Source organism: Pseudomonas sp. VEM90, assembly GCF_054611535.1.
Genome location: NZ_JBTRAR010000010.1, coordinates 148,819 through 171,004, shown reverse-complemented (window position 1 = coordinate 171,004; position 22,186 = coordinate 148,819). Strand labels below are relative to the sequence as shown.

The window sequence follows — 22,186 nt, the reverse complement described above, 5'->3', positions numbered from 1 at the left end:
GACCCAGCATCTTGAGCAGTTCGGCTTTGCGCTCAGAGGAATAGTACGGCACAACGGCTCTCTTTCCGCCCCCGGGGTCTGGTTTCAGGTAAATCTGGCGAGGCGACAACTATCCTGACACCGGGGGACACAAATACAGTAATTCGCCTGGTAGCTAACATTTTTGTGGTTATGACATCGCTGGTCTTTGGATTGATGATCAATTCTGCCAAAAATACCTTCGAGTCCATTGACGCGAACTTTCATGGGTATGCAACCAGCATGATCATATTTGATCGGACACTGCGGGGCTATGGCGATTCGGCACAAGACACCCGCAACCGACTGGTCACCTATCTTGAGCACGCTATCGAGACGCCATACCGGGGGGACGAGGCGCTGCAACATCGTAACAGCGAGGCAGCTAAATACTTGGATGACATAGGAAAGTCTTTGGCTGCCATAAAGCCGCCGGACCGCTACCATGAAACCATGCTTCAGGATATTCGTCAGCAATATCATTCGCTTATCGAGCAACGCTGGAGGATCGTCGAGCAGTCAGAGGGGGCAATTCCCGGCCCACTCATTGGGATGCTTGTTGCTTGGTTGACGCTCATTTTCGCCAGTTTTGGATACCGAGCGCCACGTAATTCAATGGTGACAGGAATGTTCGTCGTTTCTTCAATGCTTATCGCGGCTTCCGTGTACCTGGTATTGGATATGGACGTGCCATTTCACGGTCCTATCCAGATATCCGACGAGCCTCTGCGCAGGGCGCTCGCCGTAATGCAACTTTAAGGAAGCAGGGCGCGCTTGTGTTCTGGATGATGACCTCGTGGCGGACCACATCGAAGCCTGATACTGGCCGATAGCTAACCCTGGGGAATGCCTGCAAGGGGTCGATAGCGGAAAACCGCAACTGGCCGCAATCAACCCATTGCGGACATCTTGCTCAAGGCCGCTGCGCGGCCCCAACATAGCCATCACGCCTTGGCAGCAGGCCGTACACGGAAACTGACGCCCATACGGTTGAAAGCGTTCATTGCGGCAATCGCCGTTGTCAGGTCGACCAGATCCTTTTCTGCAAATACCGCTGATGCGGCTGCATATGCTTCATCAGAGACGTGAGTTTCACTTACCCGCGTGACTTCCTCAGCCCAGGCCAATGCCGAGCGCTCTTGCTCCGAGAACAGATACTGCACCTCATGCCACACCGGTATCAGCAGCAATTTGTCCACCGACATGCCTTCTTTGATCAAATCACGTGAATGCAGATCAATACAATGTGCGCAACCGTTGAGTTGAGAAACCCTGAGAAAAACCAGATGGATCAATGGAGCTGGCAGGTCTGTGCCAGTGGTTACGAAATGATGCAGTCCCCCGAGGGCCTTGGCGGCGCCGGGCGATGCTGCAAACCAATTGAGGCGACTCATAGGCGTTGTCCTTGCAAAGCGTTAGTGACACTGGAGAAGAAAGCCTGTACCTCACCGTATCCACGCTCTCTAGCAGCATCCAGGGACGCCTTTCCCTTGGCAGTACCTTCAACGCTGAAGTAATGCACTTGTTTGAGGCCGATGGTCGCAAGGACGGCGGTCAGGTAGGGGCGCAGAAAGTCGGGCTGTCGGGCACTCGGCCCATTGATGTAGCCACCGGAAGCAATGGCGACATAGACCGGTCGATCCACCAACGTACCGACCTTCCCTTCGCTGGTGCTCAGGAACGTCTTGCCCACGCGCACTACATGGTCAATCCAGGCCTTGAGCGGGGCGGGCACGCTGTAGTTGTGCATTGGAGTGGCAATCAGCAGTACGTCGCACTCCTGCAATTGATCGATGAGTGCGTTCGAACGGTTCAGCGTCCCCTCTTGTTCTCCCGCTGGGACCGCTCGCTGATTGGCCAGAGTCTGAGCGTATGAGGCATCGACTGGAGCTAATGTGTGGAGATCGAAATCCGTCACTTCGATACCGCGTCTGCCAGCATGGAGGGCCAAGGCAAACAGAATTTGTTGGGACAGTTTGAGACTTTCCGAACTGTCACCATTGGGGCTGGCGACCAGGCGAAGAACTCTCAACGGAACAATTGGCTGCTTCTGGGAAGTCATGTAATTGCCTCAGTTTGATAACGGCGAGAGTCATGGTGCGTCGAACTGTTTTTGAAAGCGCAGTGCACTGTTATGCAGGCCTTCACGGGAGTAGAAGCGTTGGGCTCGGGCGTTGGCCAAACCGGTATCAAGCACAAGGCGGGCGCAGCCACTGGCGCGCGCCAACCGCTCCAAGGCCTTCAATAACCGCGCTCCCCATTGATGACCTCGCTGGGTTTCAGCGGTTATGAGATCGTCGACATACAGAAATGTGCCGTAGACCAGATTCTCCTGGAGGCGGTAACCAGCCAGCGCCACCAGACTGCCTGAGTCGAAGGCACCAACTAGAAGATATCCCTCGGTGCGCATACGCTCGACACGACTGATGAAGTCGGCTTCGCTAGCCAGGTGGGGGCGCAATTGCTGCATCACCGGAAACGCGGCGTGCAGGTCGTGAGAGGTATCCAGAGGGCGCAGGTTGGCGTCAGCCAGATCAAGCACGCTGGGTACAAATTGGTGAGGAGTGAGTGTCATGAAAGCCAGCCTCTGCCAGTAGGTGATGGCGCTATCTTGAACTAGGATTAGCCCACTTGATTGAGCCAAGAAATGGAATATGAACTAGGCCATGACGAATTCTTCTTCGCCTCCTTTCGCGCCTCTGGATGAGCTATCCAGCTCTCCTTTGTATCGTCAGCTCTACCACCGAGTGCTGACCGCTATCGCTGCCGGCACCCTGTCTCCCGGTGATCGCTTGCCGTCCGCGCGTGCCATGTCAAAGGAATTAGGTGTTGCGCGCGGCACCGTCGAACTTGCCTATTCTTTACTGACCAGTGAGGGCTACCTACTGGCGCTCGGGCAGAGAGGCACGGTGGTCAATCCCGAGTTGCGCACGCCTGAAAGGTCGGTCAGCGCAATGCCCCCTACGCTGGAGGTTACAGACGATTCTGACTCCATACGTCGACCGCTACAGCTTTTGCCGTTCCAGATGGGTGTGCCAGCAATGGATGCATTTCCGCGAAAGATATGGGCACGTCTCGGTGCTCGATATCTACGCGGCATGCGTCTGGGCGATCTGGATTATCCGGCGCCCCACGGTCTGCCGGCATTGCGCAGCGCCATCGCCTCGTATTTGCAGATGTCCCGAGGTATCGATTGCGGTGCCCATCAGGTATTTATCACGAGTGGTTGGCGAAACAGCCTGTCCTTCGTCGCTCAGACGTTGTTGCAGTCATGCGAGCGCGCCTGGGTGGAAGACCCAGGTTATCCCATTACGCGCCAGGTACTTCGCCAGTTCGGCATGGACTTGGAGGCAGTCCCGGTTGATGGTGATGGGATGAATGTGGAACAGGCTATCGCCACGTCCAAGCCTGCGCAGGTAGCCACGGTTACACCGGGGCATCAGAGCCCGCTGTCAATGGCCTTGTCGCTGCCTCGACGGCAGCTGCTCCTGGATTGGGCGGCCCGCACCGGCGCCTGGATTGTCGAGGACGACTACGACAGCGAGTATCGCTATGTCAGTCGTCCGCTTCCGGCGCTCGCCAGTCTGGATCGCAATGGGAGGGTTCTGTATGCCGGCACATTCAGCAAGGTGCTGTTTCCCGGTATCCGCCTGGCTTACTTGGTGGTGCCCCAGGCGCAGGTAGCGGCGTTTGAACGCGTGGGTCGGACGTTATTTTCCGCCGGTTCACCATCGATTACCCAGGCCCTGGTGGCGGAGTTCATCGCAGAGGGTCATTTCACCCGCCATATCCAGCGCATGCGCCGGCTCTATAACGAACGACGAGTGATGACCATTGAAGCGCTGGAACGAAGTTTGCCGAAGCGCATTCAGGTTGATCGCTCCCCAGGCGGCATGCATTTGCTGCTGCGTCTACCAGAAGAGACAAGCGACACGGCCCTGGCCGAGCAATTGTTGGCAAGGGGCATGTCGGTACAGGCATTGTCGCGCTGGTATTTATCGTCTCAACGTCATTCGGGGCTGCTGCTGAGCTTTACAAACTGCGCCACGGCTGCCCAAAGCGAGCAGCTTGGCGCTTTGATCAGCAAGATGCTCAGTTGAGGTTGGCCTTGGTCAAACCGAATGCCTCATCGGACGAACCCGGGATCGCCTGAAAGGCCACGTTCAGGCGATTCCAACCATTGATCGCGACGATCAGGAACGTCAAATCCGACAAGTCCTGTTCGGAAAAGTGTTCACGCACCTTCGCATACAAGCTTTCAGGAATGCCATGGGGTGGCAACTGGGTCAGAGCTTCGGCCCACTCCAGCGCGGCGCGCTCGACAGGCGAGAACAGCTGCGACTCACGCCAGACGGCAACGTGGTGAAGACGCAACTCGCGCTCGCCATGAATCTTGGCCTCTTTCACATGCATGTCCACGCAGAACGCACAGCCATTAAGCTGGGAAGCCCGAAGCATGACGAGGTGAGCAAGCTCAGCCAGCAGCGGCTTCTTGCTCAGGTGCAGGGTAAGGTCCACCAACTTGTTGGACGCCTGGGGGGACAGTTTGAAGTAATCGATGCGGCTTTTCATAGGTAGTTACTCGCAGTGAAGGTGTTGTCGGTGCCCACTGTAGTTATGCATGGCCCTGCCTGACAGAACCAAGATTGCGACTTCGAACTAGGCCATGTTGACTCGACGGATATTTGTCCCGTCCTGATTAGCGCTGACTTCGGAGGGCGGCCCTAGCCGTTGATTTGAATCGCCACAGGTGTCCTGGACACCTCGAACGGCTGCGAAGGGTCGAATGCGGTCAGGTGCGGTTTGCGGCTATCGACCCAGGCTGTGTGAAAACGTTCGGTGCGCAGCCTGGACCCGAAGCGGACGATCATGGCGCTGGGTTCGGTGGGGCCTGGAATTTTACGTCATGCGGTTTTTGGCGCTTACCAGATCGAGCGCCGCGCGGGCGGCGCTCGATCTGGTAAGCGCGATGCTGCTGGAGCAGAACGACGAGTGGTGCCTGCAACGGCGTTACATGCAGTTGGAGGCCTTTGAGGCAGTCAGCGATAATCCACAGGCCAAGCTGTCGGCCGGCCGTGATCAACTAAACGGCGAACTTAGCGGCCAGAACCATGATGAGTTACACCACTTCCCAGGACACGATCCTCGACGGAGTCGCCATTCACCTTCCAGCCTTCTGGCTCGTCACCACGAATCCGGCATTCATCGCAGGGCAGCTTGGACACTCGGTGCAGGTGCTTCTCTCGACCTACGCCAAATGGCTGAATTCCGCCAACGACTGGGCCGAACTGGCGAAGCTGGAAGCGAACGTAATTGGTACAGAATTGGTACAGGATTAAATATCGTTCACCTTGCGCCCTTTAGTCATAAGGCATTCGACAGCAATTCAGCCATACTCCAGAATGCATCGGTTTCTAGGGGGAAAACCCTTGCACAGCCAACGACATACAAACTTTTAGTGAGCCTCAACGTGAAAACTTCCCTGTCTATCCTCAGCCTGCTGCTGTTGCTCACAGGTACCGCGACCCTTCCGTCGACTGCTGCTGCACAACCCCCGGCCCAGGTTCAACGTGACCCATCCAAACTGCATCTGGCTTCAGGCAGCGCCCTGCTGATCGACCTGAACAGCAACAAGGAGCTGTATTCAAACCACGCCGACCGCGTGGTGCCCATCGCTTCGGTCACCAAACTGATGACGGCGATGGTGGTGCTGGATGCCAAGCTGCCCATGGATGAAATGCTCACCATGACCATCGCCAACAACCCGGAAATGAAAGGCGTGTACTCTCGCGTGCGCCTGGGCAGCCTGCTGGACCGTCGCGAAACCCTGCTGATTACCCTGATGTCGTCGGAAAACCGTGCGGCCAACAGCCTGGCCAACGCCTACCCCGGCGGTTACCCTGCGTTCATCAAGGCAATGAATGCCAAAGCCCGCAGCCTGGGAATGGCCCATACCCGCTATGTCGAGCCGACCGGCCTGTCGACGCAGAACGTCTCCACTGCCCGCGACCTGGCCAAGCTGCTGATGGCCTCGCGCAAGTATCCAATGCTGAGCGAGCTGTCGACCACCCGCGAAAAGACCGTGGCCTTCCGCAAGCCTAACTACACCCTGGGCTTCCGTAACACCGACCACCTGGTGAACAAGAGCAACTGGGACATCAAGCTGACCAAGACCGGCTTCACCAACGAAGCCGGGCACTGCCTGGTACTGCTGACCCGCATGGACAACCGGCCGGTGGCCATGGTCATTCTCGATGCCTTCGGCAAGTACACCCACTTCGCCGATGCCAGCCGCATGCGACAATGGCTGGAAACCGGTACCTCCAAGCCGGCACCGGCAGTGGCCATGCAGTACAAGGCCGAGCGGCAGAACAAGGGGCGGTTGGCGGTCGAATAACCGCCATATCCTGGAGCGTGCGGGCTTGTTCACGAAACAGACAACGCGGCGGATAGCACGGGCTTCGCCCGTGTTCGCGGGTGAAGCCGCTCCTACAACGGCCTGTGCATTGTGTGTAGGAGCGGGTTTACCCGCGAATACGGTCGCGGCAGCAACGGTGAACGGCGGGTGGAGATTGGCCAGCAGGCCTGGCCCATTCGCGGGTAAACCCGCTCCTACGACGGCCTGTGCATGTGTGTAGGAGCGGGTTTACCCGCGAATACGGTCGCGGCAGCAACGGTAAACGGCGGGTGGAGATTGGCCAGCAGGCCTGGCCCATTCGCGGGTAAACCCGCGCCTACAGCGGCCTGTGCATGTCCAGTCAGGCCGTAGCGCTGACCATGCCACCCGCACTGCTGCCGCCCTCTTGCTGCAACAGCTCCAGTAACTGCGCCGTGGCTGCCATGATCTGCCCGTTGATGGTGGCAATGCTTGCCTGCTTGGCACCTATCGCTGCCGCCTTGGCAGCCTCGTCCAACTTGCTGTTCTGCAATGCAGCCAACTGTTTCTGCTCTTCTGCCAGTTGCTTCTGCAGGTCCTTGATCAGTTGACGCAGCTCGCTCACAGCCCCCGACTCGCTAGTCTCTTCAGTGTCGGTGGATTGCGCCTGGCTACCCGCCGACACCTTCATGCTGTCACTGCTGATGCTCAACGGCCCCACCGCCTCACCGGCCTGTTTCGCCTGTTCGCGTTCGGTTGCTGCATTCGCGCTCAGCGTCTGCGCTGAAACGCCATTGATCATCAGGTTGCTTGCCGTGATGCCGCTCATGTCGATTCCTTGCCTGAAAGTTTGGTCCTTGCCGTAACCACCACATCGGCCGCCTCGCGCTGTTCTTTAGCCCGCTTAAATTCCTCCCCGGTTGGCTCGTTCCAACTCATGTACTTGCGCAGGAGCCGGAGCCCCGGCGGGCGTCCATATTCGACCATTCAGGAAATCGCAGCCATGAGCCAGTCCTCACAGCAGGAAACCATCAAAGACATGATCGGCGTGGGCTTCGGTCCTTCCAACCTGGCCTTGGCCATCGCCCTGGAAGAACTCGCCGAATCCCGGGGTCATGCGCTCGACGCACTGTTCATCGACAAGCAGAAAGACTACCACTGGCACGGCGAGACATTGGCTACCCAGAGCGAATTGCAGATCTCGTTCCTCAAGGACCTGGTGTCGCTGCGCACCCCGACCAGCCCGTACAGCTTCGTCAACTACCTGCACCAGAAGCAGCGCCTGGCCGACTTCATCAACCTCGGCACCTTCTATCCCTGCCGCCTGGAGTACAACGACTACCTGCGCTGGGCCGCCGAGCATTTCGCCTCCCAGGCGGTGTATGGGCAGGAGGTGTTGCGCATCGAACCGCACGTGCATGCAGGCCGGGTCGAACACCTGCGCGTGGTCACGCGTGACACGCAGGGCCGCGAATACAGCCGCCGCACCCGCTCGGTGGTGGTGGGCAGCGGTGGCACGCCGAAAATCCCGGAAAACTTCGGTGCCTTCAAGGACGACCCGCGGGTCTTCCACCACTCGCAGTACCTGAGCAGCCTGACCAAACTGCCGTGCACGGCTGGCAAACCGATGCGCATTGCCGTGATCGGCTCAGGCCAGAGCGCCGCCGAGGCGTTCATCGACCTCAACGACAGTTACCCGTCAGTCAAGGTCGACATGATTCTGCGCGGCTCGGCCCTCAAACCTGCCGACGACAGCCCTTTCGTCAACGAGATCTTCTCGCCCGACTACACCGACCTGGTCTACAACGAACCGGCCGACCAGCGCAGCAAACTGCTGGGCGAATACCACAACACCAACTATTCAGTGGTCGACCTCAACCTGATCGAGCGCATCTACGGCATCCTCTACCGGCAGAAGGTTGCCCATCAGCCCCGCCACAACGTGCTGTGCCGGCGCCAGGTGGAAGCAGTGGTGGCTACCCGCGAAGGCCTGGAACTGACCCTGCGCGACCTCGCCACCGCCCAGCAGCAAACCCACCGCTACGATGCCGTTATCCTCGCCACCGGTTACGAGCGCCGCTCACACCGTGAATTGTTGGCGCCGCTGGCCGATTACCTGGAGGACTTCAGCGTCGACCGCAACTACCGCGTACTGGCCAGCCCGGACATGCAAGCCTCGGTGTACCTGCAGGGCTTCTGCGAAAACAGCCACGGTCTGAGTGACACCCTGCTTTCGGTCCTGCCGGCCCGCGCTGCGGAAATTGGCCGGGCGCTGTACCAGGACCTGGAGCAGTTGCACGAAAAGCCCCAAGCAGCCGCGGCACTGACCCGCGCCTGACTCCTCTGCAACAAGCCATCAAGGCCGGACTGATGCCTGTGCGCAGTCCGGCTTTTGCGCTTTGAAACATTTGCTTTCATTTAAACCTGCAGGTTTTCAATTCTCATTCGTCCTTATCAGTACAGCCCTCTTTGGTTGGCACACGCTCGACCACCAATAACAGAAGACCGTCTGATGGCCAAATCACCGAAAAAATCCAAATCCAGGCTGTGGTTCCTGGTCCACAGCTGGCTCGCCCTGCCGATCTGGTTCTTCGTCCTGATCGTCTGCTTCACCGGCATGCTCGCCGTGGTCAGTCAGGAAATCGTCTGGCTCGCGGACCCGGCCGTGCGCGCCAACAAGCCAGACGCGGACACCGAGCGCATGAGCTTTCAGCAGGTACTGGAGGCCTTGAACAAGGCCGAGCCGGACATGGTGGTGGAGCGCCTGAGCCAGCCGGATGGTTCGCACTTCGCGGTGAAGGCCAATGTCACCCTGCCTGACGGCACCAGCCCGACGCTGTATGTAAACCCTTACACCGGGGCCATCCAGGGCAAGACCCCAGACTTCAACTTCGAAGCCTTCACCCGCGCCCTGCACGGCTGGTGGCTGGTGCCGTTCACCAATGGTTTCAGCTGGGGCTGGTACCTGGTATCGCTGCTCGGCCTGCCGATGCTGGCCTCGCTGGTCACCGGCCTGGTGGTTTACAAGAAGTTCTGGAAAGGCTTTTTCAAACCCGTGCGCACCGGCCATGGTTCGCGAATTTTCTGGGGTGACCTGCACCGTCTGTCCGGGGTGTGGTCAATCTGGTTCATTGCGGTCATTTCCATCACCGGCACCTGGTTCCTGATCCAGGCGATCCTGTCTGACAACCACATCACCCTTTCCAGCCGCCCCATCGTGCCGGTGATCGCCCGTGAGGAGGTGCCGCAAACGCCAGATGGCAGCCCCGCCTCGCGCATCGACCTGGATGAAGCGGCGCGCCTTGCCGGCCTGGCGATCCCGGGGCTGGAAGTGACCTCCATCTCGCTCCCCGCCACTGCCTACAGCCACGTCACGCTGTCTGGCCCGGGCTGGTACCCGTTGATGTTCCAGAGTGCTTCGGTGAATCCGTACACACGCAATGTCGACAGCCAGTTCCTGATCAGCGACCGTTCGGCCCTGGAGTTCGTCACCGAGTCCATGCGCCCGCTGCACACTGGCGACTTCGGCGGTTTGCCGATCAAGCTGGTGTGGTTCTTCTTCGGCCTGATCCTCACCCTGATGGTGCTCAGCGGCCTGCTGATCTGGACCAAACGCACCGCCCAGGCCACCGCCGCAGCCCTCAAGCGTAGCGAGCGCGCACCGCGTGCGGCACGCAGTGAAACCACCGTGGAGGTCCACTCATGAGCCAGGCCCAGGCCCTGCCCGCCAGCCCGCTGAAGCAGCTTTGGCTGAAGTGGCGTTTTCACCTGAACATCCTGCTGATCCTGATCCCGCTGGGCTTCATGCCCAAGTACTTCGCCGACGCCAGGCTGTTCCGCGGTGACGCCGGCCTTGGCGCCAACGTGATCAGTGACATTCAGGTCGGCCCTTACAGCCTCGACCTTGCCGAACTGCGTGACGAGGCGCCACGCGCCGACGGCCCGGCCGGCTACTTCAAATCGTTCAATGCATCGCTGTGCAAGGCCTGCATAAAGGACGTCAAGGCAGCCTACCTGCGCATCGGCAAGCCACGCAGCCTGCGCGCCGCCGGCACCCTTTTCTTCGGTGCACCGTACAACATGGGCACCTCGTTGCCGATCCCGCCGCGCACCAAACCCGACGCGCAGATCTGGATCACCCTGGAAGGCTGGGACGGCAGCATGCACCAGGCGTCGATCCCTCTGGCCAAGGCATCGCCAGCCACCGTGACATGGCTCGAGAAACAAGGAGACAACAAATGAAACACCTGATGCGCACCCTGGCGTTGCCCGTCCTGGTACTGGCCGCCGGCCCTGCGCTGGCGCACAACCCGATGTGCGAATGCGAAGAACTGGCCAGCGGCCAGGTCAAGTGTACCGGCGGTTTTTCGGACGGCAGCGGTGCCCCCGGGGTGACCCTGGATGTGATCGGTTATGACGAAGAGGTGCTGGTCGGCGGCAAGCTTGGCGACGACTCGACGCTGACCTTCAAGCGCCCGGACGGCGAATTCTACGTGCTGTTCGATGCTGGCCCCGGGCACGTGGTGGAAGTGGACTACGCCGATATCGCCCAGCCATGAGCCGCGCCCAAATCATTCGCCCGGCCGGTGCCGGGCACGAAACCCTGTATGTGCTGCTGGCAAGCCTGCTGATCGTGGTGCTCGCCGCCAGCGTGGTACTGCTGCGCGGTGAGCGCGAGGACGAACAGGCCATCGCCAGCCACCAGATCGACGCTCGCCGCGACCTCACCGCCGCCGAGCAAGGCCTGTACACCGACCTGTGGGTGGCCTTCGACGAGATCCAGCTACTGCGCGAAGAAAACGCCGTCGCCCCCAGCGTACAAAGCCTGGCCGAAGAAGGCCTGCCGCCGTTCGTGGTCGATGCTGGCAGCCAGAGCCGTGGCGGCCACCAATGGTCATGGCTGGAGCCCGGCGCCTACCTGGGCCGCAGCCAGGCCCCGGAAATTGCCGGCAGCCTGCTGCTGATCCTGCCACCCGACAGTTCAGGCCAAGCCGATGTCTGGCTACGCCGCGACAGCGCTGCCGTGATCCCGGAGGACCTCGAACAGGCCGCCCTGATCGCCGCTGGCTGGCAACAAGTGGTCAGCCACTACGACGCCGGGGTTACCCGCGAACACCGTCACTGAACCCAAGGACTCGCCCATGTTTCGCTCCGCCTTCGCCCTGCTCCTGGCCTTTGCCTTGCCGGCATTGGCCCTGGCCGATAACAGCAAGCCACTGCGTATCGGCATCACCCTGCACCCCTACTACAGCTACGTGAGCAATATTGTCGGCGACAAAGCCGAGGTGGTTCCCCTGATTCCGGCGGGCTTCAACCCGCACGCCTACGAGCCGCGGGCCGAAGACATAAAGCGCATCGGTACCCTGGACGTGGTGGTGCTCAACGGCGTTGGCCATGACGACTTCGCAGACCGCATGATCGCCACCAGCGAGAAGCCCGACATCGCCACTATCGAAGCCAATCAGAACGTGCCGTTGCTGGCGGCCACCGGCATTGCCGCGCGCGGTGCCGGCAAGGTGGTCAACCCGCACACCTTTCTGTCGATCAGCACCACCATCGCCCAGGTGAACAACATCGCCCGTGAACTGGGCAAACTCGACCCGGACAACGCCAGGCTTTACACGCAAAACGCCCGTGCCTACGCCAAGCGCCTGCGCGCCCTGCGTGCCGACGCCCTGGCCAAGGTCACCGAAGCCCCTGGCGCAACGTTCCGGGTCGCCACTATCCATGCTGCCTATGACTATCTCGTGCGCGACTTCGGTCTGGAGGTGACGGCCGTCGTCGAGCCTGCCCATGGCATCGAGCCCAGCCCGGCACAGCTGAAAAAGACCATCGACCAGCTCAAGGCGCTGGACGTGCGGGTGATCTTCTCGGAAATGGACTTCCCGTCGGCCTATGTCGAAACCATCCAGCGTGAGTCCGGCGTGCGCCTGTATCCGTTGACGCATATCTCCTACGGCGATTACACCAAGGACAAGTACGAGGTGGAAATGAAGCGCAACCTGGACACGGTGGTCCGCGCCATTCAGGAGAACCGCGCATGACCGCTGCCGCCAAGCTGGTGACAGCCTGCGGGCCGCGCATCGAATTCGCCGGCATCGACCTGACCTTGGGCCGCACACGCATCCTCGAACAGGTCAGTTTCAGCGTGGCAGCAGGCAGCGTGCACGCCATCGTCGGCCCCAACGGCGGCGGCAAGAGCTCATTGATCAAGACCCTGCTCGGACAGATGCCACACCAGGGCCAGCTGACCCTGCATTGGCCAGGTGAGCGCGAAGTGATTGGCTACGTGCCGCAAGCACTGGAGTTCGACCGCGGCCTGCCAATGACCGTGGACGACTTCATGGCCGCCATGTGCCAGCGCCGCCCGGCCTTCCTCGGCCTGTCGCGGCGCGTGAAGCCAGCCATTGATGCAGCCTTGGTTCAGGTTGGCATGCTCGACAAGCGCACGCGGCGCATGGGTGCACTGTCCGGCGGTGAGCGCCAGCGCGTGCTGCTGGCCCAAGGCCTGATCCCCGAGCCGCAGTTGCTGGTGCTGGACGAGCCGATGTCGGCCCTCGATGAAGCCGGTATCCAGGTGTTCGAACAGTTATTGCAGGGCTGGCGCCAGGCCGGCACTACCGTTCTGTGGATCGAGCATGACCTGGAAGCCGTGTTGCGTCTGGCGGACCGGGTAACAGGCCTTAACCGCCAGGTGCTGTTCGATGCGCCGCCTGCCCAAGCCCTGACCCCGGAGCGCCTGCTTGGCCTGTTCTCCGTTCACCCGCGTAGCGAGAGCCTTGCCTGATGAGTTTTGAATTCTTTCGCCAAACGGTCCAGGACTGGGCCACTGCCGGCTATCTGCCCGAGGCGCTGGCCTACGGCTTCGTGGTCAACGCCCTGTTGGCCGGCCTGATGATCGGCCCGGTGTTGGGCGGCCTGGGTACCTTGGTGGTGGTCAAGCGCTTTGCCTTCTTCTCCGAAGCGGTCGGCCATGCGGCGCTGACCGGCGTGGCCATCGGTATCCTGCTGGGTGAGCCCTATACCGGCCCTTACGGCAGCCTCTTCGGCTACTGCCTGCTGTTCGGCATCCTGCTCAACTTCCTGCGCAACCGCACCGGGTTGTCGCCGGACACGCTGATTGGCGTGTTCCTTTCGGTGTCGCTGGCGCTGGGCGCCAGCCTGCTGTTGATGCTGGCGGGCAAGATCAACGTGCACATTCTCGAAAACGTACTGTTCGGCTCGGTGCTGACCGTTAGCGCCCAGGATCTGGTCGTGCTGGGCATCGTCGCGGTGCTGGTGCTGGCCTTGGCCCTGCCGTTGTACAACCGCATCATGCTGGCCAGTTTCAACCCGCAGCTGGCGGCTGTGCGCGGGGTAGCAGTGAAGACCCTGGACTATCTGTTCGTGGTGCTGGTCACGTTGGTGACCGTGGCTGCGGTGAAGGTGATCGGGGCCATCCTGGTCGGTGCGCTGCTGGTCATCCCGGCCGCCGCCGCTCGCCTGGTGAGCCAGTCGCTCAAGGGCTTTTTCTTCCTGTCGGTGCTAATTGCCACCATCAGTACCCTGTTCGGCATCCTGCTGCCGATCGTTTTTGACCTGCCTGTGCCCTCAGGGGCCGCGATCATCCTGGTCGCCGGCATCTGCTTTGCCTTGGCAGCCCTGGCCCGCGCCCTCGTTCCCCGCTTGCAAGGAAACCCGGCATGAACTTCAAACACCTGACCCTGGCGCTGGCACTGGCCGGGCTGCCATCACTGTCTTTCGCCACGCAAGTGCTGACGACCCTGCCCGTCACCCACAGCCTGGCCAGCGCCCTGCTCGACGGTACTGCGGTGCAGCTCAAGCGGGCAGCACCGGCCAACCTGCCTGCCAGCCGTCAACCGTCATATTTCAGCGGGCGTGGTGGCGCTGGCCTGCACAAGGCCGCCCAGCAGGCAGATGCGGTGGTCGGCGTGCGATCGATCTGGCGTGACGACCCGCTGTACCCGATGGCTCGGCGCAGCAATATCCGCATTGTCGAGATCGATGCCGCGCGACCGGTGGATGGCGCACTGCCGGGCATTGCGGTGAGCGGTGACGATGCCTATGGCGCTTACCCCTGGCTCAACCCGACCAACCTCGGGCGCATGGCCGACGTGGTAGCCAATGACCTGGAGCGCCTGGCGCCGGACGACAAGGCGAAGATCCAGGGCAACCTGGCAGGGCTCAAGCGCCAATTGCTGGAGCTTTCGGCCAGCAGCCAGACGCGGCTGGCCAAAGTCGACAACCTGACGGTGGTGAGCCTGTCGGAGCGACTGGGGTATCTGGTCAACGGGTTGAACCTGGATGCGGTCGAGCAGCCGCTGCCGGCCAATTGGGATGCGGCCGCACTCAAGGCGCTGGGGGAGAACCTGAAGGCGCAGGACGTGGCGCTGGTGCTGGACCATCGTCAGCCGAGTGCGGCGGTGGCCGAGGTGATCAAGGCAGCCGGGGCCAGGCTGGTGGTGGTGGAGAGTGACCCTGAGGATGCGATTGCGGGGCTCAAGGCCAGTGTCGACCAGGTCGTCGGGGCATTGGGCGAGCGCTGATCGCACAGGGTCGCGCGGCTGCAGTGGACACGCATTGGTGGTTCGTAGGAGCGGGTTCACCCGCGAAAGGGCCGGGCCTGCTGGCCAATTTACACCCGCCGTTCACTGTTGCAGTCGCCACCGTATTCGCGGGTAAACCCGCTCCTACACACGCATCGGTGGTTCGTAGGAGCGGGTTCACCCGCGAAAGGGCCGGCCCGGCTGGCCAATTTACACCCGCCGTTTACTGTTGCAGCCGCCACCGTATTCGCGGGTAACCCGCTCAAGGATCGCGGTAACTGCCGGGCTAACGCTTCATGCACCGCTGATAGCGCACATCCACCCGCCCGGCAAACCAGGCCGTGGTCAGCTTGCGGGTAATCTTCGGGCTCTTCAGCTCGATGCCCGGTAGCACCGCGCGGGGCAACGGTTTGCCGGCTTTGGCATCTGCCAGGGCGAACACCCCGCTGTACAACTTGCTGTCTTCGAACGCCAGGCTGTCACCCTCCTCCAGCTGGCTTCGGATCTGCGGGTTACGCAGCCCCAGCTTTACCCCTAGCTTGCGCGCAGCCAGTTCGGTGCTCCCCGGCATGATCGCCCCCGGCGCCACCAGGTCGCCGTCCAGTGCCAACTTCACCCCCGTGACCTTGCTCAACGCCGCCTGGAATGCCGCATTGCGGCTGGCGTACCAGCCCGCGTTGAAATCGACAAACCGGTAAAGCTGGCGCTCGTAGTTGGCCGGGTAGTCCAACAGGTGGGCAATACCGAAATACATGCCGCCGCGCCGGCTGAACACTTCCTGGCGGATCGTGCCTTCATGGCTGTAGGGGTAATCCCTTGCATGCTTTTCGGCGAAGTCGATGCTGACCTGCATCGGCCCGCCGGTGTGCACCGGATTCAGCCCACCCAGCAAGGTCTTGCCCAGCGGCACGCGAGCCACGACTTCGTCGTACAGTTCGCTCAACTGCTTTTCACTGCGCACCGCCCGCAAACGCTGCTGGTAGCTCTGGCCGTTGCCCGACGGCGTCTTCAGCGCACCGTCGACCAGCAGCTTGGGAATATGCAGGCGCGCGGCGCGGCGGTCGATCTCCTGGCGGGCGATACGCCCAAGGTTGGGCACCTGCGGGTCCGCAGTGAAGGTCGACTCCTGTTCGGTCACCGCAAGCACGGCGCACAGGTTGCTTTTACTAGGCGCTATGCGCTGGGCTTCGAAGGCTGTCTGGATATCTTTGGCCCAACCCTCGCGGTCCTTGACCTGGGCGGGCAACAGCCGCAGCAGTTGCGCGCGGATTTTGGCCGGGTCCGCTTCGGGCGCGTCTTCGCGGCGCCCGGCACAGCCTTGCAACAGCGCCACGGCCGTCACCGCAATGGCGAGTAACCGGCCGTTCAGGGCTGTTCACCGATCAGGTAGGTTTTGCTGATGTGGCGGAACTGCGGGTGCCCGGCACTGCCCATCAATTCGAACAGCACCATCTCGCGGGTCACCACCTGCGCGCCGGCGGCACGCATGCGCGCCAGACCTGCGGCCTTGCTGGCCGGGGTGCGGCTGTCGCAGGCATCCTCGACCACGAACACTTGCTTGCCCAGCGCCAGCAGGCCGAGCACGGTCTGCAGCACGCAAACATGGGTTTCCATGCCACAGACGATCACCTGCTCGCGCGCCATCAAGCTGGCTGGCAGGCACTCGGCGGCCACGCAGGAAAAGTGACTTTTCTCCACCACGTCGGCTGTCGGGGCTGCGACCAGCAGTTCGGCCAGGGTATGACCCAGGCCTTTGGGGTACTGCTCGGAAATCACCGTCGGCAGCGCCAGCTCGGCAGTCGCCGCCAGCAACCAGCGGGCCCGTGCCCGAGTGCCTTCGGGGTCGCTCATGGCACCGATGAGTTTTTCCTGGATGTCGACGACCAGCAGCGTGGCCTTGAGTGGATCGATCAGCATTGCCTGCCTCTTGCCTGGGAAAAACCCTAGCCTCCCCCAGGCAAGCGGTGACGTCAATCAGGCGGACAGCCGAAGCGGTTGCAGCGACGCGGTCAGCGCAGCGAGCACACGGTCTTCCTGCTCATGGATGAAGAAATGGCCACCCGGGAACATCTGCAGCGAGAACGCGCCGTGGGTTTCATTGCGCCATGCCTGCAGTTGCTCATCGCTGGCCCGGTCATCCAAACCACCCAGCACATGCAGGGGGCACTGCAACGCCGCTCGCTGGCGGTATGTGTAAGTGCCGCACAACAGAAAATCGGCGCGCAAGGTCGGCAAGGTCAGGCTCATCAGCTCTGCGTTGGCCAGCACTTCCTCAGGCGTGCCCTGCAGCTCACGCAACTCGCTGATCAGCTCGGCGTCGCTCTTGGGCTCGCGCCAGTTGTTGCCATCGTAGTCCTCACGCCGGGTAGGTGCCGCGGTGCCGCAGGCGAACAAGGCCAGCGGCGCCGGGCAGCCCAATGCCTGCAGCTCATGGGCCAGCTCAAAGGCCAGCAGAGCGCCCAGGCTGTGGCCGAGCAGCGCATAAGGAGCGCTTGCCGTCAGGCGCTGCTCGCTGGCCAGTTGCCGCGCCAGACCTTGCATGTCGGTGTGCAGCGACTCGCCCATGCGCGCACCCCGCCCGGGCAACTCTACCGGGCGCACCTGCAACCAGGCTGGCAGCTTGCGCCGCCAGCGGCTGTAGACCATGGCGCTGGCCCCGGAGTACGGCAGGCACAGCAGGTTCAGCACGGTCACTGGGCGGCAGCTTCGGCCATTTTCTGGCGCAGGCTCAGCGGGCGCATGTCGGTCCAGACTTCATCGATGTAGGCCAGGCAGTCCTTCTTCAGGCCGCTTTTGCCCACGGCACGCCAGCCGTTGGGGATAGCTTTGTAGTCGGGCCAGATCGAGTATTGCTCTTCGTGGTTGACCACTACCTGGAACTGGATATCGTCGCGGTCGAAAACGGAAGTCATTGCCTGTCTCCTTAAGTGATGATGCCGCTGCGCGCCTGGCGCAGGGTGGCTTTCAAGTAGACGTAGCAAGCGGTGTAAAAATTAACGGAATTGACGCTCAGGTATCGCGCAACAGGTCGTGCGTATCGAGCAACCGGAACGCAACCTGCGGATTACGCTCCAGCCCGCGCCGGATCGCCGCAGGGATAGACTGCCGGGTCTTGCGGCACAACCCGGGCTGGTCGTCCAGTTCGATGACGATGCCGCGCATGGTCCGTACCTCGTTGTAACCGGGGGCGATGTGCACGCGGATGCCGAGGTTTTCGTACAGCCGCTGCTGCAGACGTTGAAGGTCTTCCAGGTCCTTCAGGTTTTCCAGGCGTTCGAGCAGGCGTTTTTCTTCCTGCCGAGTCAGCAGGAGAATGCGCCGGGCGGCCTGCGGATGGTCGGCCAGCTGTTCGCGGCCGCAGTCACAGGCACCAGGAGGGCAAGGTTGGCGTATAGGAACAGGTGTACTCATAGGGCAAGCATAGCCTGTAGCGACGGTCAGAGCTGCGCCAACCGCGCGCGCAGGAAGCTGACAAAACCCTGCACCGGCCGCGCCACCTGCCGGTGCTGCGGATACACCGCCGACAGCTGCAGCGCGGGCGGGCGCCACTCATCCAGAACCGCCACCAGTTGCCCCTCCGCCAACGCCTGCCCAACGATAAAGGTCGGCAGGTAAGTGACCCCCATCCCGGCAATCGCAGCGCCCCGCAGCAACTCACCATTGTTCGCCCGCATGCGCCCGGTCACCTGAATTGCCTGGGCTTTGCCACCTTTGTGGAACTGCCACTGCACCTGCCGCGAATGCCCATAGGGCAGGCAATCATGCGCGGCGAGCTCATCCGGTTTTCCCGGCACTCCCCGTGCTTGCAAATACGCCGGGCTCGCACAGTAGACCCGCTCGACACTGGCGATACGCCGGGCGATCAGGCTGGAGTCCTCCAGTGCACCAATCCGCAGCGCCAGGTCATAGCCTTCACCAATCAGGTCCACGGCGCGGTCGCTCAGGTCTACCTCCACATCGACCTGGGGGTGCAACTGCAGAAACTCGGTCAGCAGGCAGCCCAGGTGCGCCATGGCAAACGACAGCGGTGCGCTGAGGCGCAAGGTGCCGCGCAGGACCTGGGCCTGGCCGCTGATGTCGTGCTCGACCTGCTGCACTTCACCCAGCAGGCGCAGGGCAGACTGGTAGTAGTGCTGCCCCAGTGGCGTGGCATCGAGGCGCCGGGTGGAGCGGTTGAGCAGGCGCACGCCCAGGCGCTCTTCAAGCTGCATCAGGCGCCGGCTGACCGATTGCTTGGACATGCCCAGACGGTCGGCGGCAGCGGTGAAACTGCCGGCCTCCATCACCTGGGCAAAGATCCGCATGTCTTCGTAAGGGTTCATTGTCTCGTTCTTGGTGACAGTCAAACACTTTATAGCGGCTTTTTCCCACAAGCGCATCTGCCTAATCTACGCACAAGTCGCAGCGATGGCCCCACAGGCCAGGCAAGACGCCCACTTCCAACACTTGCACAGAAAAGGATTCGCTCATGAACATTGTCCACAAAGTCCTCACCACCTCCCTTCTGGCCCTGTCCGTTTCCAGTGCCTTCGCCGCCGGCAGCCCAGGTGTGGAACAACACACCCAGGCCTTCCTCGAAGCCCTGGAGAAAGGGGGTGGCAAACCGCTGGAACAGCTCACCCCGAACGATGCCCGCGCGGTACTGACCGGCGCCCAGGCCTCGGTCAAGGTCGACCTCTCGGGGATCGAAGTGAAGGAACGCACCATTCAGGCCAATGGCCATTCGATCAAGCTGCAAGTGGTACGCCCGACCAATGTGAAAGGTGATCTGCCGGTGTTCATGTTCTTCCACGGCGGCGGCTGGGTGCTGGGCGACTTCCCGACCCACCAGCGACTGATCCGCGACCTGGTGGTCGGCTCGGGTGCGGTGGCGGTCTATGTGGACTACACGCCGTCACCGGAAGCGCATTACCCGACGGCGATCAACCAGGCCTACGCCGCGACCCGTTGGGTGGCCGAGCATGGCAAGGAGCTCGGCGTGGATGGCAAGCGCCTGGCTGTAGCCGGCAACAGCGTTGGCGGCAACATGGCGGCGGTGGTTGCACTCAAGGCCAAAGAGGCCGGTACCCCTGCCCTGCGCTTCCAGTTGCTGCTGTGGCCGGTGACCGATGCCAGCTTCGAGACAGCGTCGTACAAGCAGTTTGCCGAAGGACACTTCCTGACCACCGGGATGATGAAGTGGTTCTGGAACAACTACACCGTTGATGCAAAGGCGCGGGCGCAGATTTACGCCTCGCCGCTGCGGGCGTCCGCCGAACAGCTGAAGGGCTTGCCACCGGCCCTGGTGCAAACGGCTGAGTTCGATGTGCTTCGGGATGAAGGTGAGGCGTATGCCCGCAAGTTGAATGCGGCGGGCGTGACAGTAACCTCGGTGCGCTACAACGGAATGATTCATGACTATGGGCTGCTCAACCCGTTGAGCCAAGTGCCGGCAGTAAAGGCGGCGCTGCGGCAGGCGGGCAACGAACTTAAAGTGCATCTGCAGTGAGGCGATGAGCAAAAGACCCGCCTGGGCGGGTCTTTTGCTTCTATTTGCGGAAACGGCCCGCAGGCTTCAATGAATCTGCCATCGGTGCGGCAGGTCCGGCCCTTTCGCGGGTAAACCCACTCCTACACAGCCACCACAACCGTCAAATTCTGTGGTGGCCTGTGTAGGAGCGGGTTTGCCCGCGAAAGGGCCGGCAAATCCTGCTCAGGGCTCGAACCCTTCCACAATGATCACCTCAGCCTTCACCACCCCTTGGCGATGGCTGCATGCCTCTTGGTACAGCGCAGAGCGGTAACAGGCGACGGCCTGCTCGTACGAATCGAACTCGATCACCACGCTACGCTGAGGCGTAACCCTCCCTTCCATCGCTTCGCTGCGCCCGCCACGGGCCAGGAAGCGGCCACCGAATGCCTTGAAGGCAGCCGGGGCGCGCTGGGTGTACTGCTGGTATTGCTCGGGGTCGGTCACGTCCACATGGGCGATCCAGTAGGCCTTCATGTGCTGCTCTCCTGTTACGGCGATATTTGTGTATGATGGTATACCATAAAATTCACCCCACCACAGTGAGCGTGCACCATGGCTTTCAACACCATCGAGGAACTTCTCGAGGACTACCGGCAAGGCAAGATGGTCCTGCTGGTGGATGACGAGGACCGGGAAAACGAAGGCGACCTGCTGATCGCCGCCGAGCGTTGCGACGCCCAGGCCATCAACTTCATGGCCCGCGAGGCGCGCGGGCTGATCTGCCTGACCTTGACCGACGATCACTGCCAGCGCCTGGGCCTGGAGCAGATGGTTCCGGCCAACGGTAGCGTGTTCAGCACCGCGTTCACCGTGTCGATAGAGGCGGCCACCGGAGTCACCACCGGCATTTCCGCCGCTGACCGGGCACGCACCGTGGCAGCCGCCATGGCCCCCAACGCCCGCCCCGAAGACCTGGTGCAACCTGGCCACATCTTCCCCCTGCGCGCCCGCGAAGGCGGCGTGCTGACGCGTGCCGGCCACACCGAAGCCGGTTGCGACCTGGCGCGCCTGGCCGGCTTCAGCCCGGCCTCGGTCATCGTTGAAGTGCTGAACGACGACGGCACCATGGCCCGCCGCCCCGACCTGGAAGTGTTCGCCACCCGGCATGGCATCAAGATCGGCACCATCGCCGACCTGATCCACTACCGTCTGAGCACCGAGCAGACCATCAAGCGCATCGGCGAGCGCGAGCTACCGACTGTGCATGGCACCTTCCGCCTGGTCACCTATGAAGACCGCATCGAAGGTGGCGTGCATATGGCCATGGTCATGGGCGACATTCGCCGCGAACAACCGACCCTGGTGCGGGTGCATGTGATTGACCCGCTGCGCGACCTGGTAGGTGCCGAATACGCAGGCCCCGCCAACTGGACGCTGTGGGCGGCGCTGCAGAGGGTGGCCGATGAAGGTGCTGGCGTGGTGGTGATCCTGGCCAACCACGAATCCTCCCAGGCCCTGCTGGAGCGCGTACCACAACTGACCCACCCTGTGCGGCCCTATCAACGTGGCCAGTCCAAGGTGTATTCCGAAGTGGGCACCGGGGCGCAGATTCTGCAGGACCTTGGCGTGGGCAAGCTGCGTCACCTGGGGCCTCCGCTTAAATACGCGGGTCTGGCGGGGTATGAGCTGGAGGTGGTGCAGAGCATCCCGTTCGAGCCCGGGATTGCAAGCTAAAAGCAACATAAGCAACTGATTTATCGAGGCTCTGTAGGAGCGGGTTCACCCGCGAATGCG

At 61.7% G+C, this 22,186-nt stretch carries 26 protein-coding genes and 1 pseudogene; 15 read left to right on the top strand and 12 right to left on the bottom strand.

Annotation, left to right across the window (positions count from 1 at the left end):
- Positions 1 to 78: 78 nt before the first annotated feature.
- The gene (locus ACYCCG_RS12340; protein WP_459670576.1) at positions 79 to 777 is read left to right on the top strand and encodes a bestrophin-like domain; all 699 of its coding nucleotides are present in this window, start codon (positions 79 to 81) and stop codon (positions 775 to 777) included.
- Between the two features lie 185 nt (positions 778 to 962).
- Here ACYCCG_RS12340 and ACYCCG_RS12335 read toward each other — a convergent pair whose 3' ends face one another.
- The 3 genes from ACYCCG_RS12335 to ACYCCG_RS12325 are packed head-to-tail and all read right to left on the bottom strand — an operon-like array spanning position 963 to position 2,593.
- The gene (locus ACYCCG_RS12335) at positions 963 to 1,412 is read right to left on the bottom strand and encodes a carboxymuconolactone decarboxylase family protein (RefSeq protein WP_392523220.1); all 450 of its coding nucleotides are present in this window, start codon (positions 1,410 to 1,412) and stop codon (positions 963 to 965) included.
- Positions 1,409 to 2,080, bottom strand: a complete 672-nt coding sequence (locus ACYCCG_RS12330; protein ID WP_459670566.1) for an FMN-dependent NADH-azoreductase — start codon at positions 2,078 to 2,080, stop codon at positions 1,409 to 1,411. The genes ACYCCG_RS12335 and ACYCCG_RS12330 overlap by 4 nt, the downstream gene beginning before the upstream one ends.
- A 30-nt stretch (positions 2,081 to 2,110) precedes the next feature.
- Complete coding sequence (locus ACYCCG_RS12325) at positions 2,111 to 2,593, bottom strand: GNAT family N-acetyltransferase (protein ID WP_103444213.1); 483 nt, start codon at positions 2,591 to 2,593, stop codon at positions 2,111 to 2,113.
- Positions 2,594 to 2,684: 91 nt separating this feature from the next.
- On the opposite strand from ACYCCG_RS12325, the gene pdxR reads away from it, so the two are divergent.
- On the top strand, positions 2,685 to 4,118 hold the full coding sequence (gene pdxR, locus ACYCCG_RS12320) for a MocR-like pyridoxine biosynthesis transcription factor PdxR (protein WP_367250743.1): 1,434 nt from the start codon (positions 2,685 to 2,687) through the stop codon (positions 4,116 to 4,118).
- On the opposite strand, the gene ACYCCG_RS12315 is transcribed toward pdxR, so the two are convergent.
- Positions 4,111 to 4,590, bottom strand: a complete 480-nt coding sequence (locus tag ACYCCG_RS12315; protein ID WP_021784220.1) for a carboxymuconolactone decarboxylase family protein — start codon at positions 4,588 to 4,590, stop codon at positions 4,111 to 4,113. The genes pdxR and ACYCCG_RS12315 overlap by 8 nt on opposite strands.
- Before the next feature lie 620 nt (positions 4,591 to 5,210).
- Between ACYCCG_RS12315 and ACYCCG_RS12310 the strand changes: the two are divergent.
- Positions 5,211 to 5,357, top strand: a pseudogene (locus tag ACYCCG_RS12310) (site-specific integrase); the annotation flags it as partial.
- A 131-nt stretch (positions 5,358 to 5,488) separates the two neighbouring features.
- A complete protein-coding gene (gene pbpG, locus ACYCCG_RS12305; protein ID WP_459670573.1) occupies positions 5,489 to 6,415 on the top strand; it encodes a D-alanyl-D-alanine endopeptidase in 927 nt (308 codons plus the stop codon).
- Between the two features lie 361 nt (positions 6,416 to 6,776).
- Here the strand turns inward: pbpG and ACYCCG_RS12300 are convergent, their stop codons facing one another.
- Positions 6,777 to 7,223 carry a hypothetical protein gene (locus tag ACYCCG_RS12300; RefSeq protein ID WP_459670562.1) on the bottom strand — a complete coding sequence of 149 codons (447 nt, stop codon included), beginning with the start codon at positions 7,221 to 7,223 and terminating at the stop codon, positions 6,777 to 6,779.
- 174 nt (positions 7,224 to 7,397) lie between these two features.
- Here ACYCCG_RS12300 and ACYCCG_RS12295 point away from each other — a divergent pair, with 174 nt between their 5' ends.
- The 9 genes from ACYCCG_RS12295 (at position 7,398) to ACYCCG_RS12255 (ending at position 14,940) form a co-directional block, all read left to right on the top strand.
- Positions 7,398 to 8,732, top strand: coding sequence for a lysine N(6)-hydroxylase/L-ornithine N(5)-oxygenase family protein (locus ACYCCG_RS12295; RefSeq protein WP_209966927.1), 1,335 nt, complete (start codon positions 7,398 to 7,400; stop codon positions 8,730 to 8,732).
- A 174-nt stretch (positions 8,733 to 8,906) separates the two neighbouring features.
- Positions 8,907 to 10,100 carry a PepSY-associated TM helix domain-containing protein gene (locus ACYCCG_RS12290; RefSeq protein ID WP_459670559.1) on the top strand — a complete coding sequence of 398 codons (1,194 nt, stop codon included), beginning with the start codon at positions 8,907 to 8,909 and terminating at the stop codon, positions 10,098 to 10,100.
- On the top strand, positions 10,097 to 10,636 hold the full coding sequence (locus ACYCCG_RS12285; RefSeq protein WP_459670557.1) for a thiamine pyrophosphate-binding protein: 540 nt from the start codon (positions 10,097 to 10,099) through the stop codon (positions 10,634 to 10,636). The genes ACYCCG_RS12290 and ACYCCG_RS12285 overlap by 4 nt, the downstream gene beginning before the upstream one ends.
- The gene (locus tag ACYCCG_RS12280; protein WP_252458557.1) at positions 10,633 to 10,953 is read left to right on the top strand and encodes a hypothetical protein; all 321 of its coding nucleotides are present in this window, start codon (positions 10,633 to 10,635) and stop codon (positions 10,951 to 10,953) included. Before ACYCCG_RS12285 ends, ACYCCG_RS12280 begins: the two co-directional genes overlap by 4 nt.
- The gene (locus ACYCCG_RS12275; protein WP_252458558.1) at positions 10,950 to 11,519 is read left to right on the top strand and encodes a DUF6162 family protein; all 570 of its coding nucleotides are present in this window, start codon (positions 10,950 to 10,952) and stop codon (positions 11,517 to 11,519) included. The genes ACYCCG_RS12280 and ACYCCG_RS12275 overlap by 4 nt, the downstream gene beginning before the upstream one ends.
- 16 nt (positions 11,520 to 11,535) lie before the next feature.
- Positions 11,536 to 12,438, top strand: coding sequence for a metal ABC transporter substrate-binding protein (locus tag ACYCCG_RS12270; RefSeq protein ID WP_459670554.1), 903 nt, complete (start codon positions 11,536 to 11,538; stop codon positions 12,436 to 12,438).
- The gene (locus ACYCCG_RS12265; RefSeq protein WP_021784231.1) at positions 12,435 to 13,181 is read left to right on the top strand and encodes a metal ABC transporter ATP-binding protein; all 747 of its coding nucleotides are present in this window, start codon (positions 12,435 to 12,437) and stop codon (positions 13,179 to 13,181) included. The genes ACYCCG_RS12270 and ACYCCG_RS12265 overlap by 4 nt, the downstream gene beginning before the upstream one ends.
- Complete coding sequence (locus tag ACYCCG_RS12260; protein WP_252458560.1) at positions 13,181 to 14,080, top strand: metal ABC transporter permease; 900 nt, start codon at positions 13,181 to 13,183, stop codon at positions 14,078 to 14,080. The genes ACYCCG_RS12265 and ACYCCG_RS12260 overlap by 1 nt, the downstream gene beginning before the upstream one ends.
- Positions 14,077 to 14,940: a metal ABC transporter solute-binding protein, Zn/Mn family gene (locus ACYCCG_RS12255; RefSeq protein WP_339444298.1), complete on the top strand. Its 864-nt coding sequence runs from the start codon at positions 14,077 to 14,079 to the stop codon at positions 14,938 to 14,940. The genes ACYCCG_RS12260 and ACYCCG_RS12255 overlap by 4 nt, the downstream gene beginning before the upstream one ends.
- A gap of 286 nt (positions 14,941 to 15,226) precedes the next feature.
- On the opposite strand, the gene ACYCCG_RS12250 is transcribed toward ACYCCG_RS12255, so the two are convergent.
- From ACYCCG_RS12250 to ACYCCG_RS12225, 6 genes are all read right to left on the bottom strand, one after another.
- Entirely contained in the window at positions 15,227 to 16,309 is a 1,083-nt protein-coding gene (locus ACYCCG_RS12250; RefSeq protein ID WP_459670570.1) for a DUF1615 domain-containing protein, read from the bottom strand.
- A complete protein-coding gene (locus tag ACYCCG_RS12245) occupies positions 16,306 to 16,857 on the bottom strand; it encodes a hydrolase (protein WP_176682394.1) in 552 nt (183 codons plus the stop codon). The genes ACYCCG_RS12250 and ACYCCG_RS12245 overlap by 4 nt, the downstream gene beginning before the upstream one ends.
- A gap of 57 nt (positions 16,858 to 16,914) precedes the next feature.
- A complete protein-coding gene (locus tag ACYCCG_RS12240) occupies positions 16,915 to 17,634 on the bottom strand; it encodes a thioesterase II family protein (protein ID WP_459670551.1) in 720 nt (239 codons plus the stop codon).
- On the bottom strand, positions 17,631 to 17,852 hold the full coding sequence (locus ACYCCG_RS12235; protein ID WP_003256222.1) for an MbtH family protein: 222 nt from the start codon (positions 17,850 to 17,852) through the stop codon (positions 17,631 to 17,633). Before ACYCCG_RS12235 ends, ACYCCG_RS12240 begins: the two co-directional genes overlap by 4 nt.
- Before the next feature lie 97 nt (positions 17,853 to 17,949).
- Positions 17,950 to 18,351 carry a hypothetical protein gene (locus ACYCCG_RS12230; RefSeq protein WP_209966948.1) on the bottom strand — a complete coding sequence of 134 codons (402 nt, stop codon included), beginning with the start codon at positions 18,349 to 18,351 and terminating at the stop codon, positions 17,950 to 17,952.
- A 26-nt stretch (positions 18,352 to 18,377) separates the two neighbouring features.
- Positions 18,378 to 19,262 (bottom strand): LysR family transcriptional regulator, encoded by an 885-nt coding sequence (locus ACYCCG_RS12225; RefSeq protein ID WP_209966950.1) that lies wholly within the window; start codon positions 19,260 to 19,262, stop codon positions 18,378 to 18,380.
- 146 nt (positions 19,263 to 19,408) lie between these two features.
- Between ACYCCG_RS12225 and ACYCCG_RS12220 the strand changes: the two genes are divergently transcribed.
- Positions 19,409 to 20,428, top strand: a complete 1,020-nt coding sequence (locus ACYCCG_RS12220) for an alpha/beta hydrolase (RefSeq protein ID WP_339444295.1) — start codon at positions 19,409 to 19,411, stop codon at positions 20,426 to 20,428.
- Positions 20,429 to 20,632: 204 nt separating this feature from the next.
- On the opposite strand, the gene ACYCCG_RS12215 is transcribed toward ACYCCG_RS12220, so the two are convergent.
- The gene (locus ACYCCG_RS12215; protein ID WP_459670546.1) at positions 20,633 to 20,926 is read right to left on the bottom strand and encodes a DUF1330 domain-containing protein; all 294 of its coding nucleotides are present in this window, start codon (positions 20,924 to 20,926) and stop codon (positions 20,633 to 20,635) included.
- Positions 20,927 to 21,004: 78 nt separating this feature from the next.
- Between ACYCCG_RS12215 and ribBA the strand changes: the two genes are divergently transcribed.
- Positions 21,005 to 22,126: a bifunctional 3,4-dihydroxy-2-butanone-4-phosphate synthase/GTP cyclohydrolase II gene (gene ribBA / locus ACYCCG_RS12210; protein WP_176682388.1), complete on the top strand. Its 1,122-nt coding sequence runs from the start codon at positions 21,005 to 21,007 to the stop codon at positions 22,124 to 22,126.
- The last annotated feature ends 60 nt before the right edge of the window (positions 22,127 to 22,186 follow it).

Excerpts from the sequence above, each read along its gene's own strand:
- ACYCCG_RS12335 (WP_392523220.1), bottom strand. The coding sequence starts at position 1,412 with ATGAGTCGCCTCAATTGGTTTGCAGCATCGCCCGGCGCCGCCAAGGCC.
- ACYCCG_RS12330 (WP_459670566.1), bottom strand. The coding sequence starts at position 2,080 with ATGACTTCCCAGAAGCAGCCAATTGTTCCGTTGAGAGTTCTTCGCCTG.
- ACYCCG_RS12325 (WP_103444213.1), bottom strand. The coding sequence starts at position 2,593 with ATGACACTCACTCCTCACCAATTTGTACCCAGCGTGCTTGATCTGGCT.
- pdxR (WP_367250743.1), top strand. The coding sequence starts at position 2,685 with ATGACGAATTCTTCTTCGCCTCCTTTCGCGCCTCTGGATGAGCTATCC.
- ACYCCG_RS12315 (WP_021784220.1), bottom strand. The coding sequence starts at position 4,590 with ATGAAAAGCCGCATCGATTACTTCAAACTGTCCCCCCAGGCGTCCAAC.
- ACYCCG_RS12300 (WP_459670562.1), bottom strand. The coding sequence starts at position 7,223 with ATGAGCGGCATCACGGCAAGCAACCTGATGATCAATGGCGTTTCAGCG.
- ACYCCG_RS12295 (WP_209966927.1), top strand. The coding sequence starts at position 7,398 with ATGAGCCAGTCCTCACAGCAGGAAACCATCAAAGACATGATCGGCGTG.
- ACYCCG_RS12290 (WP_459670559.1), top strand. The coding sequence starts at position 8,907 with ATGGCCAAATCACCGAAAAAATCCAAATCCAGGCTGTGGTTCCTGGTC.
- ACYCCG_RS12285 (WP_459670557.1), top strand. The coding sequence starts at position 10,097 with ATGAGCCAGGCCCAGGCCCTGCCCGCCAGCCCGCTGAAGCAGCTTTGG.
- ACYCCG_RS12280 (WP_252458557.1), top strand. The coding sequence starts at position 10,633 with ATGAAACACCTGATGCGCACCCTGGCGTTGCCCGTCCTGGTACTGGCC.
- ACYCCG_RS12275 (WP_252458558.1), top strand. The coding sequence starts at position 10,950 with ATGAGCCGCGCCCAAATCATTCGCCCGGCCGGTGCCGGGCACGAAACC.
- ACYCCG_RS12270 (WP_459670554.1), top strand. The coding sequence starts at position 11,536 with ATGTTTCGCTCCGCCTTCGCCCTGCTCCTGGCCTTTGCCTTGCCGGCA.
- ACYCCG_RS12265 (WP_021784231.1), top strand. The coding sequence starts at position 12,435 with ATGACCGCTGCCGCCAAGCTGGTGACAGCCTGCGGGCCGCGCATCGAA.
- ACYCCG_RS12260 (WP_252458560.1), top strand. The coding sequence starts at position 13,181 with ATGAGTTTTGAATTCTTTCGCCAAACGGTCCAGGACTGGGCCACTGCC.
- ACYCCG_RS12255 (WP_339444298.1), top strand. The coding sequence starts at position 14,077 with ATGAACTTCAAACACCTGACCCTGGCGCTGGCACTGGCCGGGCTGCCA.
- ACYCCG_RS12245 (WP_176682394.1), bottom strand. The coding sequence starts at position 16,857 with ATGCTGATCGATCCACTCAAGGCCACGCTGCTGGTCGTCGACATCCAG.
- ACYCCG_RS12235 (WP_003256222.1), bottom strand. The coding sequence starts at position 17,852 with ATGACTTCCGTTTTCGACCGCGACGATATCCAGTTCCAGGTAGTGGTC.
- ACYCCG_RS12230 (WP_209966948.1), bottom strand. The coding sequence starts at position 18,351 with ATGAGTACACCTGTTCCTATACGCCAACCTTGCCCTCCTGGTGCCTGT.
- ACYCCG_RS12225 (WP_209966950.1), bottom strand. The coding sequence starts at position 19,262 with ATGAACCCTTACGAAGACATGCGGATCTTTGCCCAGGTGATGGAGGCC.
- ACYCCG_RS12220 (WP_339444295.1), top strand. The coding sequence starts at position 19,409 with ATGAACATTGTCCACAAAGTCCTCACCACCTCCCTTCTGGCCCTGTCC.
- ACYCCG_RS12215 (WP_459670546.1), bottom strand. The coding sequence starts at position 20,926 with ATGAAGGCCTACTGGATCGCCCATGTGGACGTGACCGACCCCGAGCAA.
- ribBA (WP_176682388.1), top strand. The coding sequence starts at position 21,005 with ATGGCTTTCAACACCATCGAGGAACTTCTCGAGGACTACCGGCAAGGC.